Source organism: Shewanella sp. MBTL60-007, assembly GCF_019654915.1.
In the GTDB taxonomy this organism is placed as follows: domain Bacteria; phylum Pseudomonadota; class Gammaproteobacteria; order Enterobacterales; family Shewanellaceae; genus Shewanella.
Window position 1 is genome coordinate 107642 of record NZ_BPET01000004.1, and the last position, 21365, is coordinate 129006.

General features: G+C 45.5%; 18 protein-coding genes and 1 other RNA gene. 12 read left to right on the forward strand and 7 right to left on the reverse strand.

Annotated elements, in window-relative coordinates:
• Positions 1-169: 169 nt before the first annotated feature.
• The gene (locus tag K5Q92_RS02375; protein ID WP_220767455.1) at positions 170-454 is read right to left on the reverse strand and encodes a hypothetical protein; all 285 of its coding nucleotides are present in this window, start codon (positions 452-454) and stop codon (positions 170-172) included.
• Between the two features lie 343 nt (positions 455-797).
• Here K5Q92_RS02375 and K5Q92_RS02380 point away from each other — a divergent pair, with 343 nt between their 5' ends.
• From K5Q92_RS02380 to K5Q92_RS02395, 4 genes are all read left to right on the forward strand, one after another.
• Positions 798-1127 carry a hypothetical protein gene (locus K5Q92_RS02380; RefSeq protein ID WP_220767456.1) on the forward strand — a complete coding sequence of 110 codons (330 nt, stop codon included), beginning with the start codon at positions 798-800 and terminating at the stop codon, positions 1125-1127.
• Positions 1128-1438: 311 nt separating this feature from the next.
• Positions 1439-1825, forward strand: a complete 387-nt coding sequence (locus tag K5Q92_RS02385; protein ID WP_220767457.1) for a hypothetical protein — start codon at positions 1439-1441, stop codon at positions 1823-1825.
• A 75-nt stretch (positions 1826-1900) separates the two neighbouring features.
• Entirely contained in the window at positions 1901-2740 is an 840-nt protein-coding gene (locus tag K5Q92_RS02390) for a DUF6861 domain-containing protein (RefSeq protein ID WP_220767458.1), read from the forward strand.
• Positions 2741-2845: 105 nt separating this feature from the next.
• Positions 2846-3016, forward strand: a complete 171-nt coding sequence (locus K5Q92_RS02395; protein WP_220767459.1) for a hypothetical protein — start codon at positions 2846-2848, stop codon at positions 3014-3016.
• A 106-nt stretch (positions 3017-3122) separates the two neighbouring features.
• Here the strand turns inward: K5Q92_RS02395 and K5Q92_RS02400 are convergent, their stop codons facing one another.
• The 5 genes from K5Q92_RS02400 to K5Q92_RS02420 all read right to left on the reverse strand — a co-directional run bounded on the left by K5Q92_RS02400 (position 3123) and on the right by K5Q92_RS02420 (position 10486).
• Complete coding sequence (locus tag K5Q92_RS02400) at positions 3123-5015, reverse strand: hypothetical protein (RefSeq protein WP_220767460.1); 1893 nt, start codon at positions 5013-5015, stop codon at positions 3123-3125.
• Positions 5016-5040: 25 nt separating this feature from the next.
• Positions 5041-7503, reverse strand: coding sequence for a hypothetical protein (locus tag K5Q92_RS02405; protein WP_220767461.1), 2463 nt, complete (start codon positions 7501-7503; stop codon positions 5041-5043).
• Positions 7496-8956: a glycerophosphodiester phosphodiesterase family protein gene (locus tag K5Q92_RS02410; RefSeq protein ID WP_220767462.1), complete on the reverse strand. Its 1461-nt coding sequence runs from the start codon at positions 8954-8956 to the stop codon at positions 7496-7498. The genes K5Q92_RS02405 and K5Q92_RS02410 overlap by 8 nt, the downstream gene beginning before the upstream one ends.
• 945 nt (positions 8957-9901) lie before the next feature.
• A non-coding RNA gene (ssrS, locus tag K5Q92_RS02415) (6S RNA) lies at positions 9902-10083 on the reverse strand.
• Between the two features lie 82 nt (positions 10084-10165).
• Positions 10166-10486: a cell division protein ZapA gene (locus tag K5Q92_RS02420; RefSeq protein WP_220767463.1), complete on the reverse strand. Its 321-nt coding sequence runs from the start codon at positions 10484-10486 to the stop codon at positions 10166-10168.
• A gap of 327 nt (positions 10487-10813) precedes the next feature.
• Between K5Q92_RS02420 and K5Q92_RS02425 the strand changes: the two genes are divergently transcribed.
• From K5Q92_RS02425 to K5Q92_RS02460, 8 genes are all read left to right on the forward strand, one after another.
• On the forward strand, positions 10814-11389 hold the full coding sequence (locus K5Q92_RS02425; protein ID WP_220767464.1) for a UPF0149 family protein: 576 nt from the start codon (positions 10814-10816) through the stop codon (positions 11387-11389).
• Positions 11390-11484: 95 nt separating this feature from the next.
• Complete coding sequence (ubiH, locus tag K5Q92_RS02430; RefSeq protein ID WP_220767465.1) at positions 11485-12816, forward strand: 2-octaprenyl-6-methoxyphenyl hydroxylase; 1332 nt, start codon at positions 11485-11487, stop codon at positions 12814-12816.
• Positions 12817-12885: 69 nt separating this feature from the next.
• Positions 12886-14106, forward strand: a complete 1221-nt coding sequence (locus tag K5Q92_RS02435) for an FAD-dependent monooxygenase (protein ID WP_220767466.1) — start codon at positions 12886-12888, stop codon at positions 14104-14106.
• A gap of 304 nt (positions 14107-14410) precedes the next feature.
• The gene (gene gcvT / locus K5Q92_RS02440; RefSeq protein WP_220767467.1) at positions 14411-15505 is read left to right on the forward strand and encodes a glycine cleavage system aminomethyltransferase GcvT; all 1095 of its coding nucleotides are present in this window, start codon (positions 14411-14413) and stop codon (positions 15503-15505) included.
• 430 nt (positions 15506-15935) lie between these two features.
• On the forward strand, positions 15936-16325 hold the full coding sequence (gene gcvH, locus K5Q92_RS02445) for a glycine cleavage system protein GcvH (RefSeq protein ID WP_220767468.1): 390 nt from the start codon (positions 15936-15938) through the stop codon (positions 16323-16325).
• Positions 16326-16578: 253 nt separating this feature from the next.
• On the forward strand, positions 16579-19467 hold the full coding sequence (gcvP, locus tag K5Q92_RS02450) for an aminomethyl-transferring glycine dehydrogenase (protein ID WP_220767469.1): 2889 nt from the start codon (positions 16579-16581) through the stop codon (positions 19465-19467).
• A 359-nt stretch (positions 19468-19826) separates the two neighbouring features.
• Positions 19827-20210, forward strand: a complete 384-nt coding sequence (locus tag K5Q92_RS02455) for a hypothetical protein (protein ID WP_220767470.1) — start codon at positions 19827-19829, stop codon at positions 20208-20210.
• A 51-nt stretch (positions 20211-20261) separates the two neighbouring features.
• The gene (locus K5Q92_RS02460) at positions 20262-20678 is read left to right on the forward strand and encodes a hypothetical protein (protein WP_220767471.1); all 417 of its coding nucleotides are present in this window, start codon (positions 20262-20264) and stop codon (positions 20676-20678) included.
• Positions 20679-20770: 92 nt separating this feature from the next.
• Here K5Q92_RS02460 and K5Q92_RS02465 read toward each other — a convergent pair.
• Positions 20771-21365 (reverse strand): hypothetical protein (locus K5Q92_RS02465; RefSeq protein ID WP_220767472.1); only part of this gene is annotated, 595 nt, incomplete at its 5' end.

Consider the following 21365-nt stretch of genomic DNA (forward strand, 5'->3'; position numbering starts at 1 on the left):
AGTGTCCGCTAGCGGACAAATTTAAAACCGAGAAGGGCGTCAATCTATAGAGCAAAATCGCGTTCATAGAGCTATTAGGTCAATACAAGTACAGCCTTATTGTCTATTTGCTCCGTCGCAACCTTCAATAAAAATTGAACGTATTACAGCTATTTATCGTTTAGTTAAATTAGAGCCTATCGGCGAATTTTTTGCATTTTCTCAAAGGTAGAGTCCAGGCCTTTTTCTTCTCTTTCACAAAGGCCTTAATGTAATCGGCACTGACCTTATCTTTACCAATTTCATCGGCTTTGATTTTGAGTCCCAAGGCTTTCAGTTTATAACTCTTTGTATCTTTGAGTTTTAACGCACAGACCTCATATTTTGCCGCAAATGACGCTGCAATCTTTTCATCTAACTCAGCCGACGTATTAAACGATACGCCAGCAATTAATATTATTACTAATTTTCTCATCTATTTCTCTGCTATCGAGGCCGGTACTGTGGCGGCAGCATGTGATTCGTTACCGTAAAGCTTAGGGAGTATTTAAAGAGAGTTCTGTCCGTTACAGGACAGAAGTCACTATAGAGGAGATGTTTAAATATCGGGGTGAGTGTGAGTCGGGTCAAAATAAACTGAACCCAATTATACCTGTGGGTATGCATGTGTATACTTTCGTGTAAACGGTCATGTGCCACTAGATTTGTTGAATGACGTTATCAAAAAAATGGCTGCAGAGGGTTATTCGCTAGTTTAGCGGTGAGTTTCACTGAGCCCATTAAGAGTGTTGAGTAGTAATAGTAGGTAGGAATTTAAAATGAAAAAAATGAGTATTATGTTTTTACTTGTTTATGGCTTTAGCTTTTTCTCATTGGCGAATGAGTCTGAATTGATGCAAGGTTACGATTGCGACAGGCTCAATGAGCATCTAGATGATCAGCTCGTTAGCACTCCAGAGTGGAAAATTAGAGTGAGTGTTAGCAACTGGGAAGAGCATAAGGGCGTAATGCCGGAAGTAGAGGCGGCAATACCCAATTTTGTTTACCTGCTATGTGAAGAGGAGAGAAACTCTGATCGACTAGTGAAAGATATCGTTTTTGATATTTTAGACCAAGCCGCATATGAAGCACAGATCGTTTCAAATTAAAGAGTTAAATTGAGTTGATGGAAGCAATAATGGTAAAAGCCGGAAGAGCAGAGACGGTTTAAAGACGGTGAAAGCAGAGACGGTTTAAAGATGGTGCAAGCAAAGACGGGGAAAGAGGGAAAAGCGAGGAAGCGAAAAAGCGGTTTTAATCTTATTTTGTAGGTCGGGCTTTAGCCCGTCAAGCTTTTGCTTTTCCTAGCAGGACGAAGTCCGTCCTCGAAGCGAAGCGTTCTAGATTCTACAATCTCCCATTGAACACTGGTGTGTACAGTTGTATACTTTGGTGGTTAATTCCGAGTCTAGGGTGAAAAATGATAAATCTATCCAATCAGTTTGCGGGGCGCGTTGGCATGTTTGAAAATGGCGCGTTTGTTGGCAGTGGCATGGCTAACCCTTTAGGAAATAGCATCTCATTTTCTGATACTCATGGGGCTTTTGCTGGACAGGATATCGATAACGTATTCGGTGGAGTGAATCATTACGACGCCCAAGGACAATTTGATGGCTTTACTCGCCCAAACGCTTTTGGTGGTGTCGATAGATACAATGCTAACGGTCAGTTTTCCGGCTACACCGCTGATACCGCATTTGGTGCCAATAGTTATGATGCCCAAGGTGGCTTAGATACCTCTTATATCGGCGATATTGATGCTGGTGACAACTTGACCGATTCTATTTTGAACTTCATTAATACTTAGCCTATAAATCTAGCCATTAATAGCTAACCATTAATAGCAGCTAACGATTAAGAACTAAGGCAAAAGAGAGCAACTATGAATCGAATTCAGCAGCTGGAAGCCGAAGCATTTACCATCTTAGATTTACACCTTAAAAACGCATTATCCATGCCTGAAGCAGACATGGTGACGCAGATCGTTATCGGTCCACAGTGCCTATGTGAGGCGGTATGTGAAGAGATAGGGGCTGATATTCATCAATTTATTATGCTCAATGATGAGCAGTTTGAGCAGGGTTGCGCCTTTGTTGAAGGGATTATCGAAAAAGACCGTAGCTCATTGATTGGTGATGTAAGCGGTATCGTGGGCTCAGTCATTAACCCCATGGGTAAGTTTGTCCGTGACTCTGTCGGGGCGCAACTGTCTGATGATCCAATTTATATCGATCTTCGTAACATGTACCAAAGTTTTGGAATGGATATTGTCCTTGGGATCTTTAGTGAATTGCTTAATCGTGGCTACGAGCCGGAGTTACTGATTGCCGCCATGACCAGCTGGCGGGAGAGGTTAGGTTATGTTGATGGGTTTGATGAAGAGGTTGAACGAAATTTAGTTGGAGGCATCGTCTCTGGCAAAAACAACAGTGCTGAGGCAAGAAAAGCCGAGGTGGCAGGTTCTGTGGGGGGCGCATTGGTTGGTGCAAAAGTTGGCGCTGTAATGGGGTCAATTGTACCCGGTGCAGGCACTATTGTTGGCGCAGCAGCCGGAGCAAGCTTAGGTAAACACTTTGGCGGCAAGGAGTTGAACAAATGCGGCCAAAATGAAGCCGTTAGCGATGCAATTAATGAGGTTAGTAACGCCATTAGCGATGCGAGTGATGTTGCTAACGATGCTATGCACAGTATGAAGAACAAATTCAGTAAGCTTTGGGCTTAAAGGCTAAGGTGGGCCACAAGGTTGTACTTAAAGACAAGGCATGCCAAGTGTGTCTAGCCCAATCAAATCGAAATATTTAAATATAAACATACTCAAAGGGTAAATATGCTTGCTGCAGCACTGTCTTCACTTATTCTCGTTTTCGTTCTCTGGTGTAATCTTGGTTATGAGCTGCTTACTGGGCAAACAATTATTTGGTATGAGTGGGCCATAGTCGTTGCAGCCACTGTAGGGTACGGTGGTTACTATTTTAATTTGTTTCTAGGTAAAGACTAATACCATATCGCAGAAATGAAAAAGCAGGCCCAAGTTAACATTGTGCCTGCTTTTTTGTTTTTAGTGCGGGATTAGCACTGACTATATCTTCTTATGAATTTAGCGTTTAACGCTCCATATTCATCGACTTAAGCAGAACAGGGCTGTTGTAGTCAGCAACCAAGGTTTTAGCGTTAAGCCAAAAACGTCGGCGGGTTAAGAAATAACTAAATAGCACTGCTAGCATGCCAATCTCAATAAAGTTGTACTGAATGTACATTAATGCTGAGCCAACAATATGGCCTAACCCTCTAAAGTAGTTTTCACCTGCTGGTACAGTTCCCAATGCGCCATTAAGCATGGCGAATACAAACTGAATACCAACATATAGTGCGGCAGCAGCAATCAACCCCACAGGCTTTAAGTACCATTTTTTCGGCCAAGTCACGCCTAAAACTAGTAGGTATAAGCCAACAAAAAACGCCCCGCCAGCTAAGCCCTCTGCGAAAGATGGTCCATAGTACATTGCGGCCTGAGTATTGTAATATAAGCTTAAGCATACATGAGGTAGCAGCAGAGTAATGCCTAATGCCAAAGCATAGGTTTTCGCTTTACCAATATTCTTCCAGTAGCAACGTTTAACCAGTTGGTAGCTTGCAATAAATAAGCCTAACGCCATGGCATAATTAGCTAGAGGGTGGACACCAAATAGGGCAAAGTCAGCACTCAATACCGCAACAACCCATTGTGGATACTCCATAATCCCCATTCTGCCAGGCGCTTCTTTAGCAAATTCAGGGAAGAACAGTGCAATCAATATCGCCAAAGTAAAGAACAGGTAGCCATACTTGACTAATGACCCCATCATTTTAGGAATGATCCCTTTAATGCTTTGCTTTTTAAGTTGGCCAACTAAGCTATCGTAATTAGCGCCAATAGCGTCTTTGATATCGCTAGAAACCCAGTTTTCTTCTAGTAAAGCGATGCTACTCTTGGTTTCTTTGGCTTCAATAATGTCTTTAACTGCAGGCGTTGCCAGTGCTTTTACATCATCGCTTTTGCTGCCACCTCCAAGTTTTTGAGCTATTTGCCATACAGCTGGGTCGTAAATACCACCGGCATCGTGTGTACGGTATTGCTTACCGGCAAAGCACATTTTTGTGTCGATTTTGTCAATCGTCGCGGTAAATTGTAGGGTAGGTAATACCGCTGTAAAGCCATAAACAAAGGTGCAGCCATCAAAGTCGCCTTCAACATCGATCTCGGTGATATCGTTAACGCAGTGCACTACGTTTAGACCTGTACGTTTAACGAAATCGCCGGTCCACTCATGATAGTCGCTGCTGGTGTAGTACCACTTAGTGCTGCGCTTAGCTTCACCATCAATGGTGTAGCTATAGTATAAGGTGCCACTACCACCACAAGTGCCACAAGTCACGTCGCCACTCCCGGAGCAAGTGTAACAAGTGCAATTACCGGAGCCCCAACAGCTAGAGCATGATTCTGTCGTGTAAATAGTGCGTTCGCTATAGCTGTCGTACTTACTGACACTGATGCGGCCTCTGCCTCCACAAGATGTACAGTTTGTCTTACCGCGACCATTACAACTACTACATCTTACGCAGCCAGAGCCGCGGCAGTTACTGCACGTATCTCCACCTACGTAAGCATTTGGGGCTGAGTTTAAGCTGGTATTTTTGATTAAGAAGTTCTTGGAAACATCAGGTCCAAGAATCTTTAAAAAACGTTCGTTAAACAGTGGGTCTCGGCCGCTGACGTATTCCTCTGCCGCTTTGTGTGCATCAGCACTAGCTTCAGATGAGCTACCGCAATAAATCCCCGATGGGCGGCTACCACCGTGTTTATGACTGCTTACGCCAATTTCGACTCGCCAACCAAAATTGAACTTTAACTGGGCATCTTTAGCCTGTTCATCGCTGAGGACTACGGGGACATTAACCCCAGTGATTTCTTCACCATTGCTTCGAATAAAATCTTGAAACTGTTGTAACTTACTCACCTGATACTTCCTATAAAATCACTGGTTAAAGTTTGATAGTAAATTGGGTTTGATCGGCTTTTAAATACACCCATTGGCGCACTGCTTGGTATCCAGGCGCACTGACTTTGATGTCGTAGCCGCCTGGAGGCAGTTGCATTCCTGGCTGATATTTAGGCTTAATATTCATCACCGAAATTCTGGCATTATCCACATTGGTGTTAATGGTTAATGGCAGTTTTAAGCTTGGTTTAGCGGCTGTGGCTTTAGCACTAACCACCTCATCATGCTCAGGCAATACGGCTAAGTCGAAACGGTCAAGCGGCCCACTAATCCCATGGAATCCTTGAGTCATTTTCAGGGCGTTGTCGATGGATGAACCTATAGGTTGAACTAGCGGCTGAGTGACTAAAAGCCACTTTAAGGCGTAAGAGATACTGGCCGAGTCATTCTTCTCCATCTGCTCGAAGAAGTAATTCATCGCTGAGTCTTCCATGGTGTACTTGTTACCACCAATAGACAGTGGCACCACAAAAATACAAGCCAATATGGTTAAGGTGATGGCTGGTTTGACATAGGGCTTAGCCATTTTTTCATCTTTAGGTTTAGCCTGCTTAGCTTGCACTAATTCCACTAACTTCATTGGTAGCTTAAGCACTGTAAGTAGTACTAGCGCTAAGCTTATCGACATTGAAATCGGAGGAATAATCGTTGCTCGCAGCGCCGACTTACCCGTTGACTCAAATACACCACCATCAGCGAACTCAGCTTGCTGCGCTTCTAAAATATTTAGGTATTCAGTGGTTTTGCGTTGAATATTTGGCTCAATAATATGTTGTTTAAATTGGCGGTTATTCCAGTCAGCCAAAGTCGGACTCACGTATAATTCACCCATGCGTTTTTCAATACGCTGCTGAATTTCGTGGTGACGCTGGAACTGCTGCCAACTCAGATTTGCTGGCATATCCATATTTTTAGCGCTCATGTTTTTACGCCACTCAATATCAGCTTGCTGGCGGACTTTACTTGCCACCGCTTTGTCAAATGTTAAGCGGTCGGTAATAGACCAAGCAGTAGGTAAACTTAAGCCCTTTTGTTTAAGCTTTTTATTTACTTTAACGCTGGTGAGTTCGTGCACTCTAAACGTATGCAAAGAGTTAATACCGAGCGGATAACCGCCAGACTCTTTGATAAAGTCGGGTTCCATTTTCACCATCAACACATTCTTATAATGGTTAACGTCATTGGTGTACACCATGCGGTGATCTTTAAAGCCAGCATCGCCCCCTGTTGCCGCATCAACTGCCTGCATCGCTGTGTATAGGCCTAAAGTCATCACACCCGCAATGATTGAGTTTCCCACATTTTCTGTGGTTGTGACCTCTTCACGAATAAGCCAGTCGTCTGCTGGAATATAGGGAATACTTAATTTTTCTATTTCACGGTCATAGTTCTCTTGTAAACGCTCATAACAGCTATTACGGCTGTTGCCTTTTCTCTCACGGCACTCGTTACGACGTTCGAAATAGTCATAAAGTTTAGGTGCGATTTTCTGTGCTCGAGACTCAACCCTAGCTTCATAGGCCGTAACGCCTTTTTGGTATTTCTCCCAACCCTGTTTGACTTGATTCTGGGTGTCTAACCAGTATTCATCAGCGCGCTCAGGTGCGCTGTCGATTGCGCGGTTGTATTTAGCAGAACCATCGGCGTACTCTTGGTATTTACTACGTAAGGTTTGGCGGAAGTCATCATAGTCTTGGTAATGACTATCAAAGTTAGATAGGGCTCTATCACGGACAAATTTTTCCATGATCATGCGCTTTTTCTGCGATAGGTCATCAACTAGTTTATCGTCGGCATACACTAAGCCACCAAACACAGATAAAAAGGTTTTTTCAGTGCCGCTGTGAGCGGTATCTGGGTCGTAGTTTATGCCTTCAAATTGAATCGACTTTTCGATTAATGCACTACGTAATACCTGCGAGATATAAGCCTGTTGGCGCTCCTCTGCAGTTGATGCATCAATGATAAATTTATCCACTAACCACTTTTGGCCAAAGAATACTGTTGGCCACACTAGTACAGCGATTAAACTGAAATAACCGAGTGCGCGACCAACTTTCGCAACACGCTTACCGCTTAGCAGCATATCGGCTAGTAGTAAGGTTACGCCGATACCACTAATGGTTCGGCCAAATAGCTCAACGGCGCGAAGATCTTCATGGCTAGAGTTACGTCCGCCAGCAACTTCGGTTAAAGCGGCATTGAATACAGCTTCAGGAAATAGATAAACCACAGAGCAGATGAACATGGTCATCAGCCACCAAAATGGTTTGCCGGTTGCAGCGATTTGTTGTTCGATTTTTTGTTGCTTTTGCTCTTTAGCCGCACTTGATTGCTGCTGTTTTTGCACCTTCTGCAACTCTTTTTCTGCGGCGGCCATTTTAGTTTGCGTCGGCGCCGTTTTTAATAAGCCAGTGGCAAATGGGCTGTGCTTTTTATCAGTCATTGTTACTACTTGGTAGGGTTAAAATAATGGTTTGACTATTCGTGGTTTCTAGCTCTTCATCGACAATGGTTGGGAAGCCATGTGGATTACTGCCGTGAGTCAGTTTGCTTACCTTTTTAGGCTTTGCTTTAGCGCTGGCAATCGATTTAAGGCCCGAATTTAACGAGATGTAATAGCCTTCTTGTTGATAGCCTAGCATTTCGTTAAAGCGGTCAAAGTCAGCATCGCTGGGTAGCGAAGCGATATACTTACCCGAAGCGGTTAGCGGCTGATAGCGCTTTTTAGGCACGGCAGGACTAAATAGCTTTTGGCAGATCTTATAAGGTGTTGTGTCGACAATGACGCCATCAGGTAGCTTTGATTTAGATAAACGCTTTAGTTGCGACTGATGATAATCGGTGCCGTTGATCGTATAGGTATACACTTTCATGCCATAACGGTGCGCACTGTTTAGAACGCTAGTGTTTTGCATAAAACTGCGAATATCTAAGTGCAAACCTGTGTTATTACCTAGCTTGTCATTGAGCTTTTTAATACCTGCAAGTGAGGCGTAGTTTTTATAGCGAGAACGATAACGTTTAGTGCCATATTTACCGGCAAACTCGATACTATTTTGGTTATCTAAGTAGTAGTCATCGTTTTGTGCGCCGCGGCGTAGATCTGCAGTGACTTTATCGACACTGGTTGGGTGTGCACCTTGGACAAAACCTAGGTAGACGCGTGGGTTAATTCCACGAAGCTTTTCCAGCATTTCTAGATCTGATGCCGAGTAGTAAAAGCGACCCTGACCAATGGTTTGGCGCAACATATTGTCGAGCTCAACTAACTCATGGCCATTAGCTTCAGACTTAATCTCTACGTTTAGCAGTTGATCATAAGAGCGATAGGCTGCAAAGGTAGTAAAGGCCTCATAGGCAGTAATGGGTCGCCTATCCAGTAATTCATTCGAGCCTTTTTGGCGTAGCTTTAGGTTGGCATATTGTTTACGGTTCATGCGTTCAAGTTTGTAGCGCTCGCCGGTGTAATAAACCGTTGCCCGCCCAGTTTGGCTATCATGATGGTTAACCCAAGTGCCATCTTTAAGCTGCATAACGTCAATTTCAACGCTGTTATAGTTATCGATAAGTGCCGCCGCGATAGCTAGGTCGCTACTTTCTGGCATGCGAAAGTCACCACGGTGCGCCGAGATATCCAGTGGGCACTGAGCAATTGACACCATTTTGATATGGCCATTATCGCTTAGGTATAAGTTGCGATCGCCTAGTGCTAATTGAATATCGATAATATCTTCGCCATCAACTTTCACATCGAAAGGCAGGTGGCTTAATGCATGGGGGATAACCTTCGCTGGTGCAGGTGGTGTCTCGGGAGTAGATTGACAACCAATAAGAGCGAAGAGTGTAATGAGCAGTACCGCGTAACAACGACGGGCTTTCCGTAGGTAACTTGTCATAGTCCTTAAGTAGCAAGTTATTAATAATTAGCGGCTTTATACTCGAAACTTAGGTTGAAAACAATAATCGGTCAAAAGTTGGTTTTATATTAAGCTCCTGATTTGTAGCTATTTTGGGTGAGGTGCTTAATTAATGACTTTTGCAGATTGTGATATATGCATAATCTCAATTGGTCAAGAAGGAAGAGAAGGTTCTAGGTTCTAGGAAGAGCTGAGACGGTTAAAGCTGAGACGGTACAAGCTAAGACGGTTAAAGCAAAGACGATTAAGGCTAAGGCGGTGAAAGCTAAGACGGAAAAGCGGTTTTAATTTTACTTTGTAGGTCGGGCTTTAGCCCGTCATGCTTTTGATTTTTCTAGCAGGACGAAGTCCGTTCTCGAAGCGCAGCGCCCTAGGATCTTGTTTAAAGCTAAGAAAGGTCCTAGGTTCTAGGTCCTAGGTTCTAGGAAGAGCTAAGACGGTACAAGCTGAGACGGTTAAAGCTGAGGCGGTGAAAGCTAAGACGGTTAAAGCTAAGACGGTTAAAGCTAAGACGGTTAAAGCTAAGACGGTTAAAGCTAAGACGGTTAAAGCAAAGACGATAAAGCGGTTTTAATCTTTCTTTGTAGGTCGGGCTTTAGCCCGTCATGCTTTTGATTTTTCTAGCAGGACAAAGTCCGTCCTCGCAGCGAAGCGCTCTAGGATCTTGTTTAAAGCTAAGAAAGGTCCTAGGTTCTAGGTTCTAGGAAGAGCTGAGACGGTACAAGCTGAGACGGTACATGCTAAGACGGAAAAGCGGTTTTAATCTTTCTTTGTAGGTCGGGCTTTAGCCCGTCATGCTTTTGATTTTTCTAGCAGGACGAAGTCCGTTCTCGAAGCGAAGCGCTCTAGAATCTATGACCTTTAATAAACAAAAAAGCCACCTCTGTCGAGATGGCTTATTGCTGCTTTTATTAGCAAGAGTAGATGCTCCCCAGAATACCGACCGCTGGTGTAGCCCTTGAACCGTAGGTTCAAGGCGGGTAAATGAGTACCTCCTAAGGCTTCTCGGTACGAGCCGAGCTTGCACAATGTCAGTAAAACATTCACCCTGGGTTTGTAAGTATCGGCACAGGGACATTACCAGCTAGCGCATATCCCAGGGAGCAAAACTTGTGTTCGTAAACCAGTCGGGTGACCTAAATGGGCTTACGATAAATCTGTTAAAGGCTGCTGATTAAGCAAGCTCTATTATAACGAATTCTCGTCGGGTTTTGTAGAGCGTTCAACGAGCGCATCTTCAAGTGTCGACTGCAGCAAACCGATTTTATTATCCATTTGCCTAATATAATCTTGATTCTTTTGCTGTTCTTCTAACAGCTCGTAGCCGATATTTAACGCTGCCATAATGGCTATTTCTTCACGGCTAATATTGTTAGTACGCGCTTTAAGCGAGCTTAACTGCTTTTCAAGGTTGTTGGCCACATGCCTAAGCGCAGCCTCTTGTCCTTGTGGACAAGCAATAGAGTAGGTACGACCCAAAAGGGTTATGTCAATCGCCTTGCTACTCATCCCGAGAAGAATCCTTAAACCATGCACTTGAGCGGACTATATCGGTCTACATAGCAAAGTGCAACACGATCGGCGTGCAAACTGGCACTGTTTAGATTAATTGTTGTTTAGATCGCCATTGGCGTATAAACATAAACCACTTTGTACTAATAAAGTAATTAAGCGCTAACTAAACTGTTAACCTTTAGCTAATTAAGCGAGGTTAGGGATTGCTGCTTTTGTGGCTAAGCCCGCAAACTTTTACCGACTTTATCGAGTCGACTCTTGGTCGAAACCCCCACTTCTGCTAGCATGAAGCGAGTATATTTTGTGATTGGATAACACCTTATGGCTAGCCTACCTACATTGCGCATAGATAAGTTACTTGCAGCACTCAACGCCGCTGAGATTGGTCAGCACCCTGTCGAAGTTCATGGCGCACTCGTTGGACTCATTTGTGGCGGGGTAGAGCAAAACGCCTCGGGTTGGACTCAACCGCTACTTGAGCTGATGAATGACGGTCAGGCATTACCTAATGAGCTGCAAGCGTTGATTGAGGAACTGTATCAAGATGCGGTTACCCGTTTGTCAGATACTGACTTCGGCTTTAGCCCTATGCTACCGCAAGAGGAAGAGTCACTGCCTAAGCGCGTCGAAGCGCTATCCTTATGGGTACAAAGCTTCCTTACGGGCATTGCGATTATTCAGCCTAAACTTAACGAAGCATCACTGGATGTGCGTGAGGTGATCCAAGACTTGTCTGAGATCGCTCAGGTGGAGTTTGACGTTGCCGAAGACGAAGAGTCAGAGGCGGCGCTGATTGAGTTGATGGAGTTCACTCGTATGGCGGCGCTGATGTGTTACGCCGAGTTTGGTCCAGCCGTCGATGACAACGAACCAATCGATGTGGGCGTGCTTCACTAACTCGTTGATAACTAAATACCGCCATCGCCTCTAGGCATGGCGGTTTTTGTATCAGTAATACCTAAATTTATTTTGTTGTTGAGTTCATAGATCCCATGGTTAATCCTAACGAATGCGCTGGCCTTGCAACTACCGCAGAGGTTAATGAAGTTGATATCGCCATTGTTGGTGGTGCGATGGCAGGGGCGACTTTAGCCCTAGGACTGGCCCAGCTTGTACAAAAGCAGGTCGAAGAGCTTAAATTAGCGACTAGCAAGGGCTCGCTTCCCCTTAAGATCGCTCTTATCGAGACCCATAAGCCAAGCAATGAGCACCCAGGCTTCGATGCCCGCTCCATCGCTATCTCCCATGGCTCAATCTTTCAGCTAGAGCAGCTAGGTCTTTGGCAGCAGCTCGAATCCTTAGCAACACCAATTAGCAATATCCATGTTTCTGACCGCGGCCACTTTGGTATGACTGAGCTTAACAGCGAGTCATTCCATCTACCGTATCTCGGCCAAGTGGTCGAGCTTGAAGCTGTGGGTAATAAATTGTTTAGCCTGCTAGAAAAAAGTGATATTGCGCTTTATTGCCCCAATAAGTTGCAAAGCATCGAGGCATGCAGGGACTCACAATTGCTGACCCTCGAAGATGGTCAGCAGATTGCCGCTAAGCTAGTGGTTGCCGCCGATGGGGTTAACTCGAAGGTGCGCCAAGCCTTTAAGCAGCCATTAGAGCAGGTTGATTTTGGCCAGAGCGCAATTATCGCCAACATTCACACTGAGCAGCCCCATGAAGGTTGGGCCTATGAGCGCTTTACTCAAACGGGGCCTCTGGCATTACTGCCGATGGCTGACTGTAACGGTGAGTCGCGCCTCTCTTTAGTGTGGGCACTACCGCCCGATGAAGCTGAGCACCTACTAAGCGCACCAAAGCGTGAATTTATCGACAAGCTGCAGCAAGCCTTTGGCTACCGAGCCGGGCGCTTTATCGATATCGGTAACCGCTTTAGTTACCCGCTATTGCTGTCGTATATGCCGCGGCCTATCTATCATCGCACCGTGTTTTTAGGCAATGCGGCGCAAACTCTGCACCCGATTGCAGGTCAGGGGTTTAACTTAGGTCTGCGTGATGTCATGTGCTTGATAGATGTGATCCAGCAAGAGCTAGCAAAAGCGCAACTAAGTAAGCAAGCGCTCACTAATGTTGATGGCGAACCACAATCGGCCGTTGATGTGGGAAGCGCAGCATTAACTCATGCCTATCTTGAGCGTCGTAAGGCCGATAGGCAAAGCACCATGAACAATATCGAATTCTTAGTTCGCGGGTTTTCCAATGACTATTGGCCGCTGGTGATTGGCCGAAACCTCGGGCTGCGGCTACTCTCTTGGTTCCCGCCGTTAAAGACGCCAGTGGCGCAAAAGGCGATGGGCTGGGTAAAAAGTTAGCATTCAGTAAGCTGTTAACCGCATAATTCAATTATAGAAATTAAGCCGTTTTTTGAGTAAGGGTAGAAGATGTTAAGCACACAAACTTATGATGTCGCAATTGTTGGTGGGGGCATGGTTGGCCTCGCAACGGCTATTGGTTTAGCGATGGAAGGCATTAAAGTGGTGGTGATCGATGCGGGTCAAACCCAAGCGGTATCGGGGGCGCCAAAGCTCAGGGTCAGCGCTATCAACAAGGCCAGCCAACAGCTTATTACAAACTTAGGCGCTTGGCCGTACTTGGCTGCATCGAGAGTGAGTCCATACCAAAAGATGCAGGTCTGGGATAAAGACAGCCTAGGCAAAATTGATTTCGATGCCCACTCATTGAGTGAAACTCATCTAGGTTCGATTATCGAGAACGATGCCATCGCCTTTGCACTGGCCGAGCGCGCAGGTGAGTTTAGCGAGTTAACTTATATTGAAAACCAGCGTCTAGAGCGTATCGCCTTCGGCGAGCGTGAAGCTTGGTTATCATTAGACAATGGCGATAGCTTAAGTGCTGCGCTGGTGGTCGCTGCCGATGGCGCCAACTCTTGGGTGCGCGAGCAGTGCAAAATTCCAATGACCTTCTGGGATTATAACCATCACGCTATCGTTGCAACCATTCGCACCGAGCTTCCCCATGGTAGCACGGCAAGGCAAGTGTTCGACAGCGAAGGGCCACTGGCCTTCCTACCTCTATATGAAAAAGATCTCTGCTCAATCGTCTGGTCGGTGTCGCCAGAGAAAGCAGACGAGCTACTGGCATTAGATAAGATAGGCTTCGAGCGCGCCTTAACCGCAGCATTTGATGGTCGCCTCGGTATGTGTAGTCTTGAGAGTGAACGTCAGTCGTTCCCGCTACGCATGCGTTATGCCCGCCATTTTGCTCAGTCACGTTTAGTGCTAGCAGGCGATGCGGCGCACACCATCCACCCACTAGCAGGACAGGGGGTTAACCTAGGCTTTCTCGACGCCGCCAGCATTGTGGAAGTGGTGAGTGAGCTTAAGCAGCAGGGTAAAGATATCGGTGATTACCGTAATCTGCGCGACCTTGAACGCTGGCGTAAGGCCGAAGCGTTAGAGATGATCACCGCGATGGAAGGCTTTAAACGACTCTTCCAAGGCAGTAATCCACTTAAAAAGGCGATACGCGATCTGGGGTTAAATATCGTCGATAATTTTGCGCCATTGAAAACACTGTTTATTCAACAGGCGCTAGGTAACAAGAGCAACCTACCTAAGTTGTGTCGGCGGAGTGAAAATTAACAATTAATACTCATTAGTCAAGTCTAAATAAGCCTTTGGTTTCATATATTTGTTCGCATGACTAAGGTTTGCGATCTTTTTGTGTGAAAAATTTACAAATTGATAATGAGAAAAACTAATGACAAAACTGTTCGGATTAGAAAATTCTTTTGTATACAAAGTAGCGTCTCAAGGTATAATTTCGCCGCATTTTAATACCACGACATGAATCTGGTGCCAGTAGCTTACGTGAGTACCCTACACAGTACCTTTATAAAGTGCTGGGATCAGTCGAAGACTAGAAGACCCCAAAGAAGGGATAAAAATGGCTAACAAAACTGTACTTTTTAACAAGCATCTAGAATCGAACGGCAAGATGGTAGACTTCCATGGTTGGGATATGCCACTTAACTACGGTTCACAAATCGAAGAACATCACGCAGTGCGCCAAGACGCCGGTATGTTCGACGTGTCTCACATGACTGTTGTCGATGTGATTGGTGATGACGCTTGTGCCTTTTTACGCAAACTGCTAGCCAACGACGTCGCTAAGCTTAAAGTTCCAGGTAAGGCCCTATACGGCGGCATGCTTGACCATAACGGCGGCGTGATCGACGACCTTATCACCTATTACCTATCAGATACCGAATACCGCATTGTTGTTAACTCAGCAACCCGTGAAAAAGACCTAGCTTGGATCAACGAGCAAGTTAAAGGCTTCAGCGTTGAAGTAACCGAGCGTCCTGAGCTGGCGATGATCGCCGTTCAAGGTCCAAATGCCAAGGCAAAAGCGGCCACCGTATTTAACGCCGAACAAAATGCTGCAGTAGAAGGCATGAAGCCATTCTTCGGCGTGCAATCAGGCTCGCTATTTATCGCAACTACAGGTTACACAGGTGAGACTGGCTATGAAGTTATCGTGCCAGAAGCAGAGGCCGAAGCATTGTGGCAAGCCTTCCTTGAAGCCGGCATCCGTCCATGTGGCCTAGGTGCACGTGACACCCTACGCCTAGAAGCGGGCATGAACCTTTACGGCCTAGATATGGACGAAAGCGTTAACCCATTGGCTGCGAACATGGGGTGGACGGTAGCATGGGAGCCAGCGGATCGTGACTTTAACGGACGCCAAGCACTAGAAAAGATTAAAGCGGAAGGTACCGACAAGCTAGTTGGCCTCATCATGGACGCCAAAGGCGTTATCCGTCACGGCATGTCAGTATTTTTTACCGACAGTGATGGCGTTGAGCAGCAAGGTACCATTACTAGCGGCACATTCTCGCCTACACTAGGTTACTCAATCGCTATGGCTCGCGTACCTAGCAGCATTGGTGAGGTGGCTGAAGTAGAGATGCGTAAGAAGCGTGTACCAGTTAAGGTCATCGCACCGTCGTTTGTGCGCAATGGTAAACAAGCATTCTAATTTTTCTGGCTTAATACTGGCTATTTAGTCCTACTTTGTTGTTGCCAGTGCTCATTGATGCTTATCAACTGCGCGCTGGCTCCTAAAATTAGCACTAAATCTCTGCGTATTCAGCTCAGAAAATGGTTTGGCGAATATAAAGCTTATTCGCTTTATCAAGATAGCGTTATCTATTGGTCAAGTTGATACTCTTAGTTGAGGGACTTGGCCAATAGGCTAAAGTTTATGGTTTCATCAAACACTGATATAAAGTGGAAAGAGCTAAATTTGCCTACTTGAACATGATCAATGTGGCAAACGTCAAAAACTAGATGAAATCGCTGCACTTATGATGTAAAAATGGTGCCAAAATTGATATAAGCCTTATAGGCAAGTCAGTGTAACGTCTTATTAAATACAGAATTAGAACATCGAATAAGGATTTAGACCAATGAGCAATATCCCAGCTGAACTTAAATATGCTTCTTCTCACGAGTGGATCCGTAAAGAAGAAGACGGTAGCTACACAGTCGGTATCAGTGAGCACGCTCAAGAGCTTTTGGGTGACATGGTGTTCGTTGAGTTGCCAGAAGTGGGTGACGACGTTAGCGCTGGTGAAGACTGCGCAGTTGCAGAGTCTGTAAAAGCAGCATCAGACATCTACGCACCACTATCAGGTGAAGTTGTTGCAGTTAACGAAGCACTGGAAGATTCTCCAGAGCTAGTCAACAGCGATGCATTCGGTGACGGTTGGTTCTTCCGCGTGATGCCAACAGACCTTGCAGAACTAGACAACTTGCTTGATGCCGAAGGTTATCAAGCAGTTATCGACGAAGAATAAGCGTCGATGACTGACAAAGCCCCAACTCATCGCTGATTGGGGCTTTGTTCGTTATATGGCTTATGCCCCTGAATTTTGTCGGGGTATTAAGGCAATAATGGCTGGAAAAGATGACTGAAAAAATGGCTGAAACAAATGGCTGAAATAGACAAGCCAAGCCCAGTCCAAAAATAACAAGCATTCTAAAACTAAAGAGACCCGTAGCACCGCCCCCCTACAGGCAGGATACAGGCACATAGGAACTAGGTTACTCATGACCAAAGAAACCCTTACACAATTAGAGCAGCACGAATCATTTATTCGTCGCCACATCGGCCCAGAAAGCACACAGCAGCAAGAGATGCTGAACTTTGTTGGCGCGGAGTCACTAGAAGACCTTACTCAGCAGATCGTGCCAGGTTCGATTCGTCTTAACCGTGATTTAGCCGTAGGCAGTGCCTGTGGCGAAGCCGAAGGTACCGCTTATATCCGCGAAATTGCAGATAAAAATAAGGTGTTTAAAAGCTATATCGGTATGGGTTACTACGGTACTGACGTACCAAGCGTTATCCAGCGTAATGTATTTGAAAACCCAGGTTGGTACACGGCGTACACGCCATACCAGCCTGAGATCGCTCAGGGCCGCCTAGAAGCTATCCTTAACTTCCAGCAAGTGTCTATGGACTTAACTGGGCTAGACCTAGCTTCTGCATCACTGCTCGATGAAGCAACTGCAGCAGCGGAAGCGATGGCACTGGCTAAGCGTGTTTCTAAAGCCAAGAAAGCCAACATCTTCTTCGTTGCAGACGACGTGTTCCCACAAACTATCGACGTAGTTAAAACCCGCGCCGAGTGTTTTGGTTTTGAAGTTATCGTTGGCCCTGCGGCAGATGCCGTAAACCATGAGCTATTTGGCGCATTATTCCAGTACACCAACCGCTTTGGTGAAATTAGCGATCACAGCGCACTGTTTGCCGAGCTAAAAGCCAAGAAAGCCGTTGTCAGTGTTGCCGCTGATATCATGTCACTTGTGCTACTTAAGTCGCCAGGCTCAATGGGTGCAGATGTGGTGTTTGGTAACTCACAGCGCTTTGGTGTGCCAATGGGCTTTGGTGGTCCACACGCTGCATTCTTTGTGACGCGTGACGAGTACAAGCGTTCGCTACCGGGCCGTATTATTGGTGTATCACAAGATACACGCGGTAACCGTGCACTGCGTATGGCGATGCAAACTCGCGAGCAACATATTCGCCGTGAAAAAGCTAACTCAAACATCTGTACTGCACAGGTGTTGTTGGCCAACATGGCGTCGTTCTACGCGGTATTCCACGGCCCACAAGGTCTAAAGACAATTGCCTCACGCATCAATCGTCTAACTGACATTCTAGCGGCAGGTCTTACAGCTAAAGGTCTTGAGCTAGTTAACAGCACTTGGTTTGACACAATTACCGTTAAAGGCTGTGATGTAGCAGCCATTAATGCACGTGCACTAGCTGCACAAATCAACCTGCGTATCGATACTGATGGTAGCTTTGGTATCAGCCTTGACGAAACCACGACTCGTAGCGACGTTGCTCAGCTATTTGACGTTATTTTAGGTGAAGGGCACGGCCAAGATGTTGCCACGCTTGATGAGCAGATCATCAATGCTGGTAGTCAGTCTATTCCAGCAGACTTGGTACGTACTGATGCTATCTTGACTCATCCAACGTTCAACAACTATCACAGCGAAACTGAGATGATGCGCTATATCAAGCGCTTAGAGAACAAAGATCTGGCGTTAAACCACTCTATGATCTCGCTTGGTTCGTGCACCATGAAGCTCAACGCGGCAACAGAGATGATGCCAGTGAGCTGGGCTGAGTTTGGCAACATGCACCCATTCTGCCCACTCGATCAAGCTGAAGGTTACACTCAGTTAATTGAAGAGCTATCGGCATGGTTAGTTGAAATCACCGGTTACGACGCCGTTTGTATGCAACCAAACTCGGGCGCACAGGGTGAGTACGCAGGTCTATTAGCGATTAAGAAGTATCACGAGTCTCGCGGTGATGCTCACAGAAATATCTGTCTGATCCCACAATCTGCGCACGGTACTAACCCAGCTTCTGCCCAGCTTGCAGGCATGAAGATTGTGGTTACTGCGTGTGATAAAGCCGGTAACGTGGATATGGAAGATCTTAAGGCGAAGGCTGCAGAAGTAGCCGACAACCTATCTTGCATCATGATCACTTACCCGTCGACCCACGGCGTGTACGAAGAAACAGTTAGCGAGATCTGTGACATCATTCATCAACATGGTGGTCAGGTTTACCTTGATGGCGCCAACATGAACGCGCAGGTTGGTCTTACAACACCGGGTTCAATTGGTGCTGACGTATCGCACCTTAACCTACACAAGACCTTTGCCATTCCACATGGCGGCGGTGGTCCAGGTATGGGCCCAATCGGTGTTAAGTCACACCTAGCGCCATTTGTTGCGGGTCACTCAGTGGTTAAGCATGGTCGCGAGTCAGACAATAACGGTGCACTTTCAGCAGCGCCATATGGCAGCGCAAGCATCTTGCCAATCACTTGGATGTACATCAAGTTACTGGGCTTCCAAGGTCTTCGTCAGTCGACTCAGGTAGCACTGCTTAATGCCAACTACGTGATGAAGAAGCTGTCTACACACTACCCAGTGCTATACACAGGCCGTAACGACCGTGTGGCGCATGAGTGCATCATCGACCTACGTCCGCTTAAAGAAGCGTCTGGCGTTACTGAGATGGACATCGCTAAGCGTCTAAACGACTATGGTTTCCACGCGCCAACCATGAGCTTCCCTGTTGCGGGAACCTTAATGATTGAGCCAACGGAATCAGAGTCTAAGGTTGAGCTAGACAGATTCATCGAAGCTATGGTTTCTATTCGCGGTGAAATCGCCAAGGTAGAGTCTGGCGAGTGGCCAGCGGACAATAACCCGCTACACAATGCACCGCATACCATGGCCGACATCATGGACCCAGCGTTTGATTCACGTCCTTACAGCCGTGAAGAAGCCGTGTTCCCAACGGCAGCGGTTAAGGCGAATAAGTTCTGGCCAACGGTTAATCGTATTGATGATGTGTACGGCGACCGTAATCTATTCTGTGCGTGTGTGCCAATGAGTGACTACGAGTAATTTGTAATGGCTACTTAGCCTCGATAATACGGCTTCAGCCTCAGGTTTTTACTGCTCATTGACTGGAGTCAACTCCGCGGCAAAAACCATCGGCTTCATTGTCTTATCATCGGCAGTAACGCCATTATGTAAAACGCACCATCAATGGTGCGTTTTTTATTGGGGTTTTTATGGCCTACGGCCACTAAAGTCGTGAGCTTCCAGCTCACACTCGGGCAAGGAGGACTGCTCGTCCTTATCCTCCTTGCAACCTCCATAACGCCCCGACGAAATTTTCTGAGAAGCGAAAGATTCCGAGGGGAAGTTGGTGTGATCTTTTGGTAAAGTGGCACCCAGTTAATTATGGATGAGTATGCAATATGGATATTTTAGAGCAAAAAATAAAGCCGTTAGATGAGAGTGAGAATCTAGAGGTTATAAAGCAGCAGTTTCAGGTGGATATAAAGCCTGAAAAGAAGATTCATAGATTTCAAGGTGACTTAGATTCAGCGCAAAACGCAGTTAAAATAGGCTCATCTCTTAGCTCTGCAAGCTCAATATTGCACGGATTTTTGTTGATAGTATTGGCGTTGTTTTTAATAAAACTTGGAAAGGAAGGTGCTGACTTTTATGCGGTTATACCGTTGCTTATTGGAGCTGTCGGTATATTAATTTCATGGGCTATCATTTATGCCCTGTTAAGTATCGTGGTAACTAATGCGTTAACAGCAAAACATACTATTTTTCAATCGACAAAGAACTAAACAAACTGAGACATAATTACCCACAGTTTCAACAAAAGAAATAGAACTGAAATGACTAAAGCTACAGTGGCTATGCAAGAACAACTTCCGATTACGATTAGTGCCGATAGTGGCTTTTCCAGTTCGCTTAAGCCGTTATTAGTGCAGCTTGAAATGTGGCTCAACTTTCAAGCCTTAAAAGCCGATTGGTATGGCGATGAATCCTGTATCTTGGCTTTCGATTTTACCTTGGTTAGAAGCTTGGAAGAGAAAGCTCTCGACTCTAAGAATCAAAGCTGGATCGTGGAGGATGGTTACGCTTATTGCTATGACAGCGCGAGCTTAAAGACCACTGCGTTTATTGCTGTTGCTGACTTGCTTGAATCTGGTGTGGGGATTGAGCAGGCTATTAAGGCACGGTTGGTGGCGGTAGCTAATGAGGTTGCTAAGTCTGTGGCAAGAGGGCGCAGGTTATTGAGTTTGAGGTAGTGGTTTCTGGTGGTTATAGAGATGAAAAAGCGAACTGGAGAGTTCGCTTTTTGTTGGGGTTGGCGAAGTTTGCTTTGACTCCAATTATTCCTTTATTCTCTGCGTAACTCAATTTTTCCTGCCGTATTTTGACCTCTCTGCCATGCTCTATTAGTCCAGTAAGTTCCGACTAAAAGAATATGATTTTCTTCAAAACGCACAGCTAGCTTTGCCGCACCATCAAATTTACTGTCATCTGTGGGCAAAGGTTGGTCTACTACAGATTCAAAAAGGTATGATACATAGAAATTTCCATCTCTAGTGTCTTTAAAAATTTCACTTTGTACGACTGTACTCCTTTGATATTCATCTAAGGATTTTAAGCGTATATCGAAACCGATAAAATCTGCTGAAATTGACATCTCTACAGTTTTGGAAACACTGTCTCCGTTCTCATCTTTGAATGTAGATGTAATCTGTCCAACCCACTTTCCATTCAAGTTTGGACAAACATGCTTATTAAGCAAATTATCAACCTTGGGTATCAACCAAATACCTTTCCATCCCCACTTTGCTATTAACCAGATAATAAAGCTAAATATTAGAGATATTCCAGTCGCATGAGCAGCCACCTCTAACAAATTATCGAAACTAAGGTTTAATGAATAATCATCTTCGCCCAGAAAGATCAAAATTAAGGATAGAAAT

What these genes read in the sequence shown, in the direction of transcription:
- K5Q92_RS02375 (WP_220767455.1), bottom strand. Translation starts at nt 454, where the DNA reads ATGAGAAAATTAGTAATAATATTAATTGCTGGCGTATCGTTTAATACG.
- K5Q92_RS02380 (WP_220767456.1), top strand. Translation starts at nt 798, where the DNA reads ATGAAAAAAATGAGTATTATGTTTTTACTTGTTTATGGCTTTAGCTTT.
- K5Q92_RS02385 (WP_220767457.1), top strand. Translation starts at nt 1,439, where the DNA reads ATGATAAATCTATCCAATCAGTTTGCGGGGCGCGTTGGCATGTTTGAA.
- K5Q92_RS02390 (WP_220767458.1), top strand. Translation starts at nt 1,901, where the DNA reads ATGAATCGAATTCAGCAGCTGGAAGCCGAAGCATTTACCATCTTAGAT.
- K5Q92_RS02395 (WP_220767459.1), top strand. Translation starts at nt 2,846, where the DNA reads ATGCTTGCTGCAGCACTGTCTTCACTTATTCTCGTTTTCGTTCTCTGG.
- K5Q92_RS02405 (WP_220767461.1), bottom strand. Translation starts at nt 7,503, where the DNA reads ATGACTGATAAAAAGCACAGCCCATTTGCCACTGGCTTATTAAAAACG.
- K5Q92_RS02410 (WP_220767462.1), bottom strand. Translation starts at nt 8,956, where the DNA reads ATGACAAGTTACCTACGGAAAGCCCGTCGTTGTTACGCGGTACTGCTC.
- K5Q92_RS02420 (WP_220767463.1), bottom strand. Translation starts at nt 10,486, where the DNA reads ATGAGTAGCAAGGCGATTGACATAACCCTTTTGGGTCGTACCTACTCT.
- K5Q92_RS02425 (WP_220767464.1), top strand. Translation starts at nt 10,814, where the DNA reads ATGGCTAGCCTACCTACATTGCGCATAGATAAGTTACTTGCAGCACTC.
- ubiH (WP_220767465.1), top strand. Translation starts at nt 11,485, where the DNA reads ATGGTTAATCCTAACGAATGCGCTGGCCTTGCAACTACCGCAGAGGTT.
- K5Q92_RS02435 (WP_220767466.1), top strand. Translation starts at nt 12,886, where the DNA reads ATGTTAAGCACACAAACTTATGATGTCGCAATTGTTGGTGGGGGCATG.
- gcvT (WP_220767467.1), top strand. Translation starts at nt 14,411, where the DNA reads ATGGCTAACAAAACTGTACTTTTTAACAAGCATCTAGAATCGAACGGC.
- gcvH (WP_220767468.1), top strand. Translation starts at nt 15,936, where the DNA reads ATGAGCAATATCCCAGCTGAACTTAAATATGCTTCTTCTCACGAGTGG.
- gcvP (WP_220767469.1), top strand. Translation starts at nt 16,579, where the DNA reads ATGACCAAAGAAACCCTTACACAATTAGAGCAGCACGAATCATTTATT.
- K5Q92_RS02455 (WP_220767470.1), top strand. Translation starts at nt 19,827, where the DNA reads ATGGATATTTTAGAGCAAAAAATAAAGCCGTTAGATGAGAGTGAGAAT.
- K5Q92_RS02460 (WP_220767471.1), top strand. Translation starts at nt 20,262, where the DNA reads ATGACTAAAGCTACAGTGGCTATGCAAGAACAACTTCCGATTACGATT.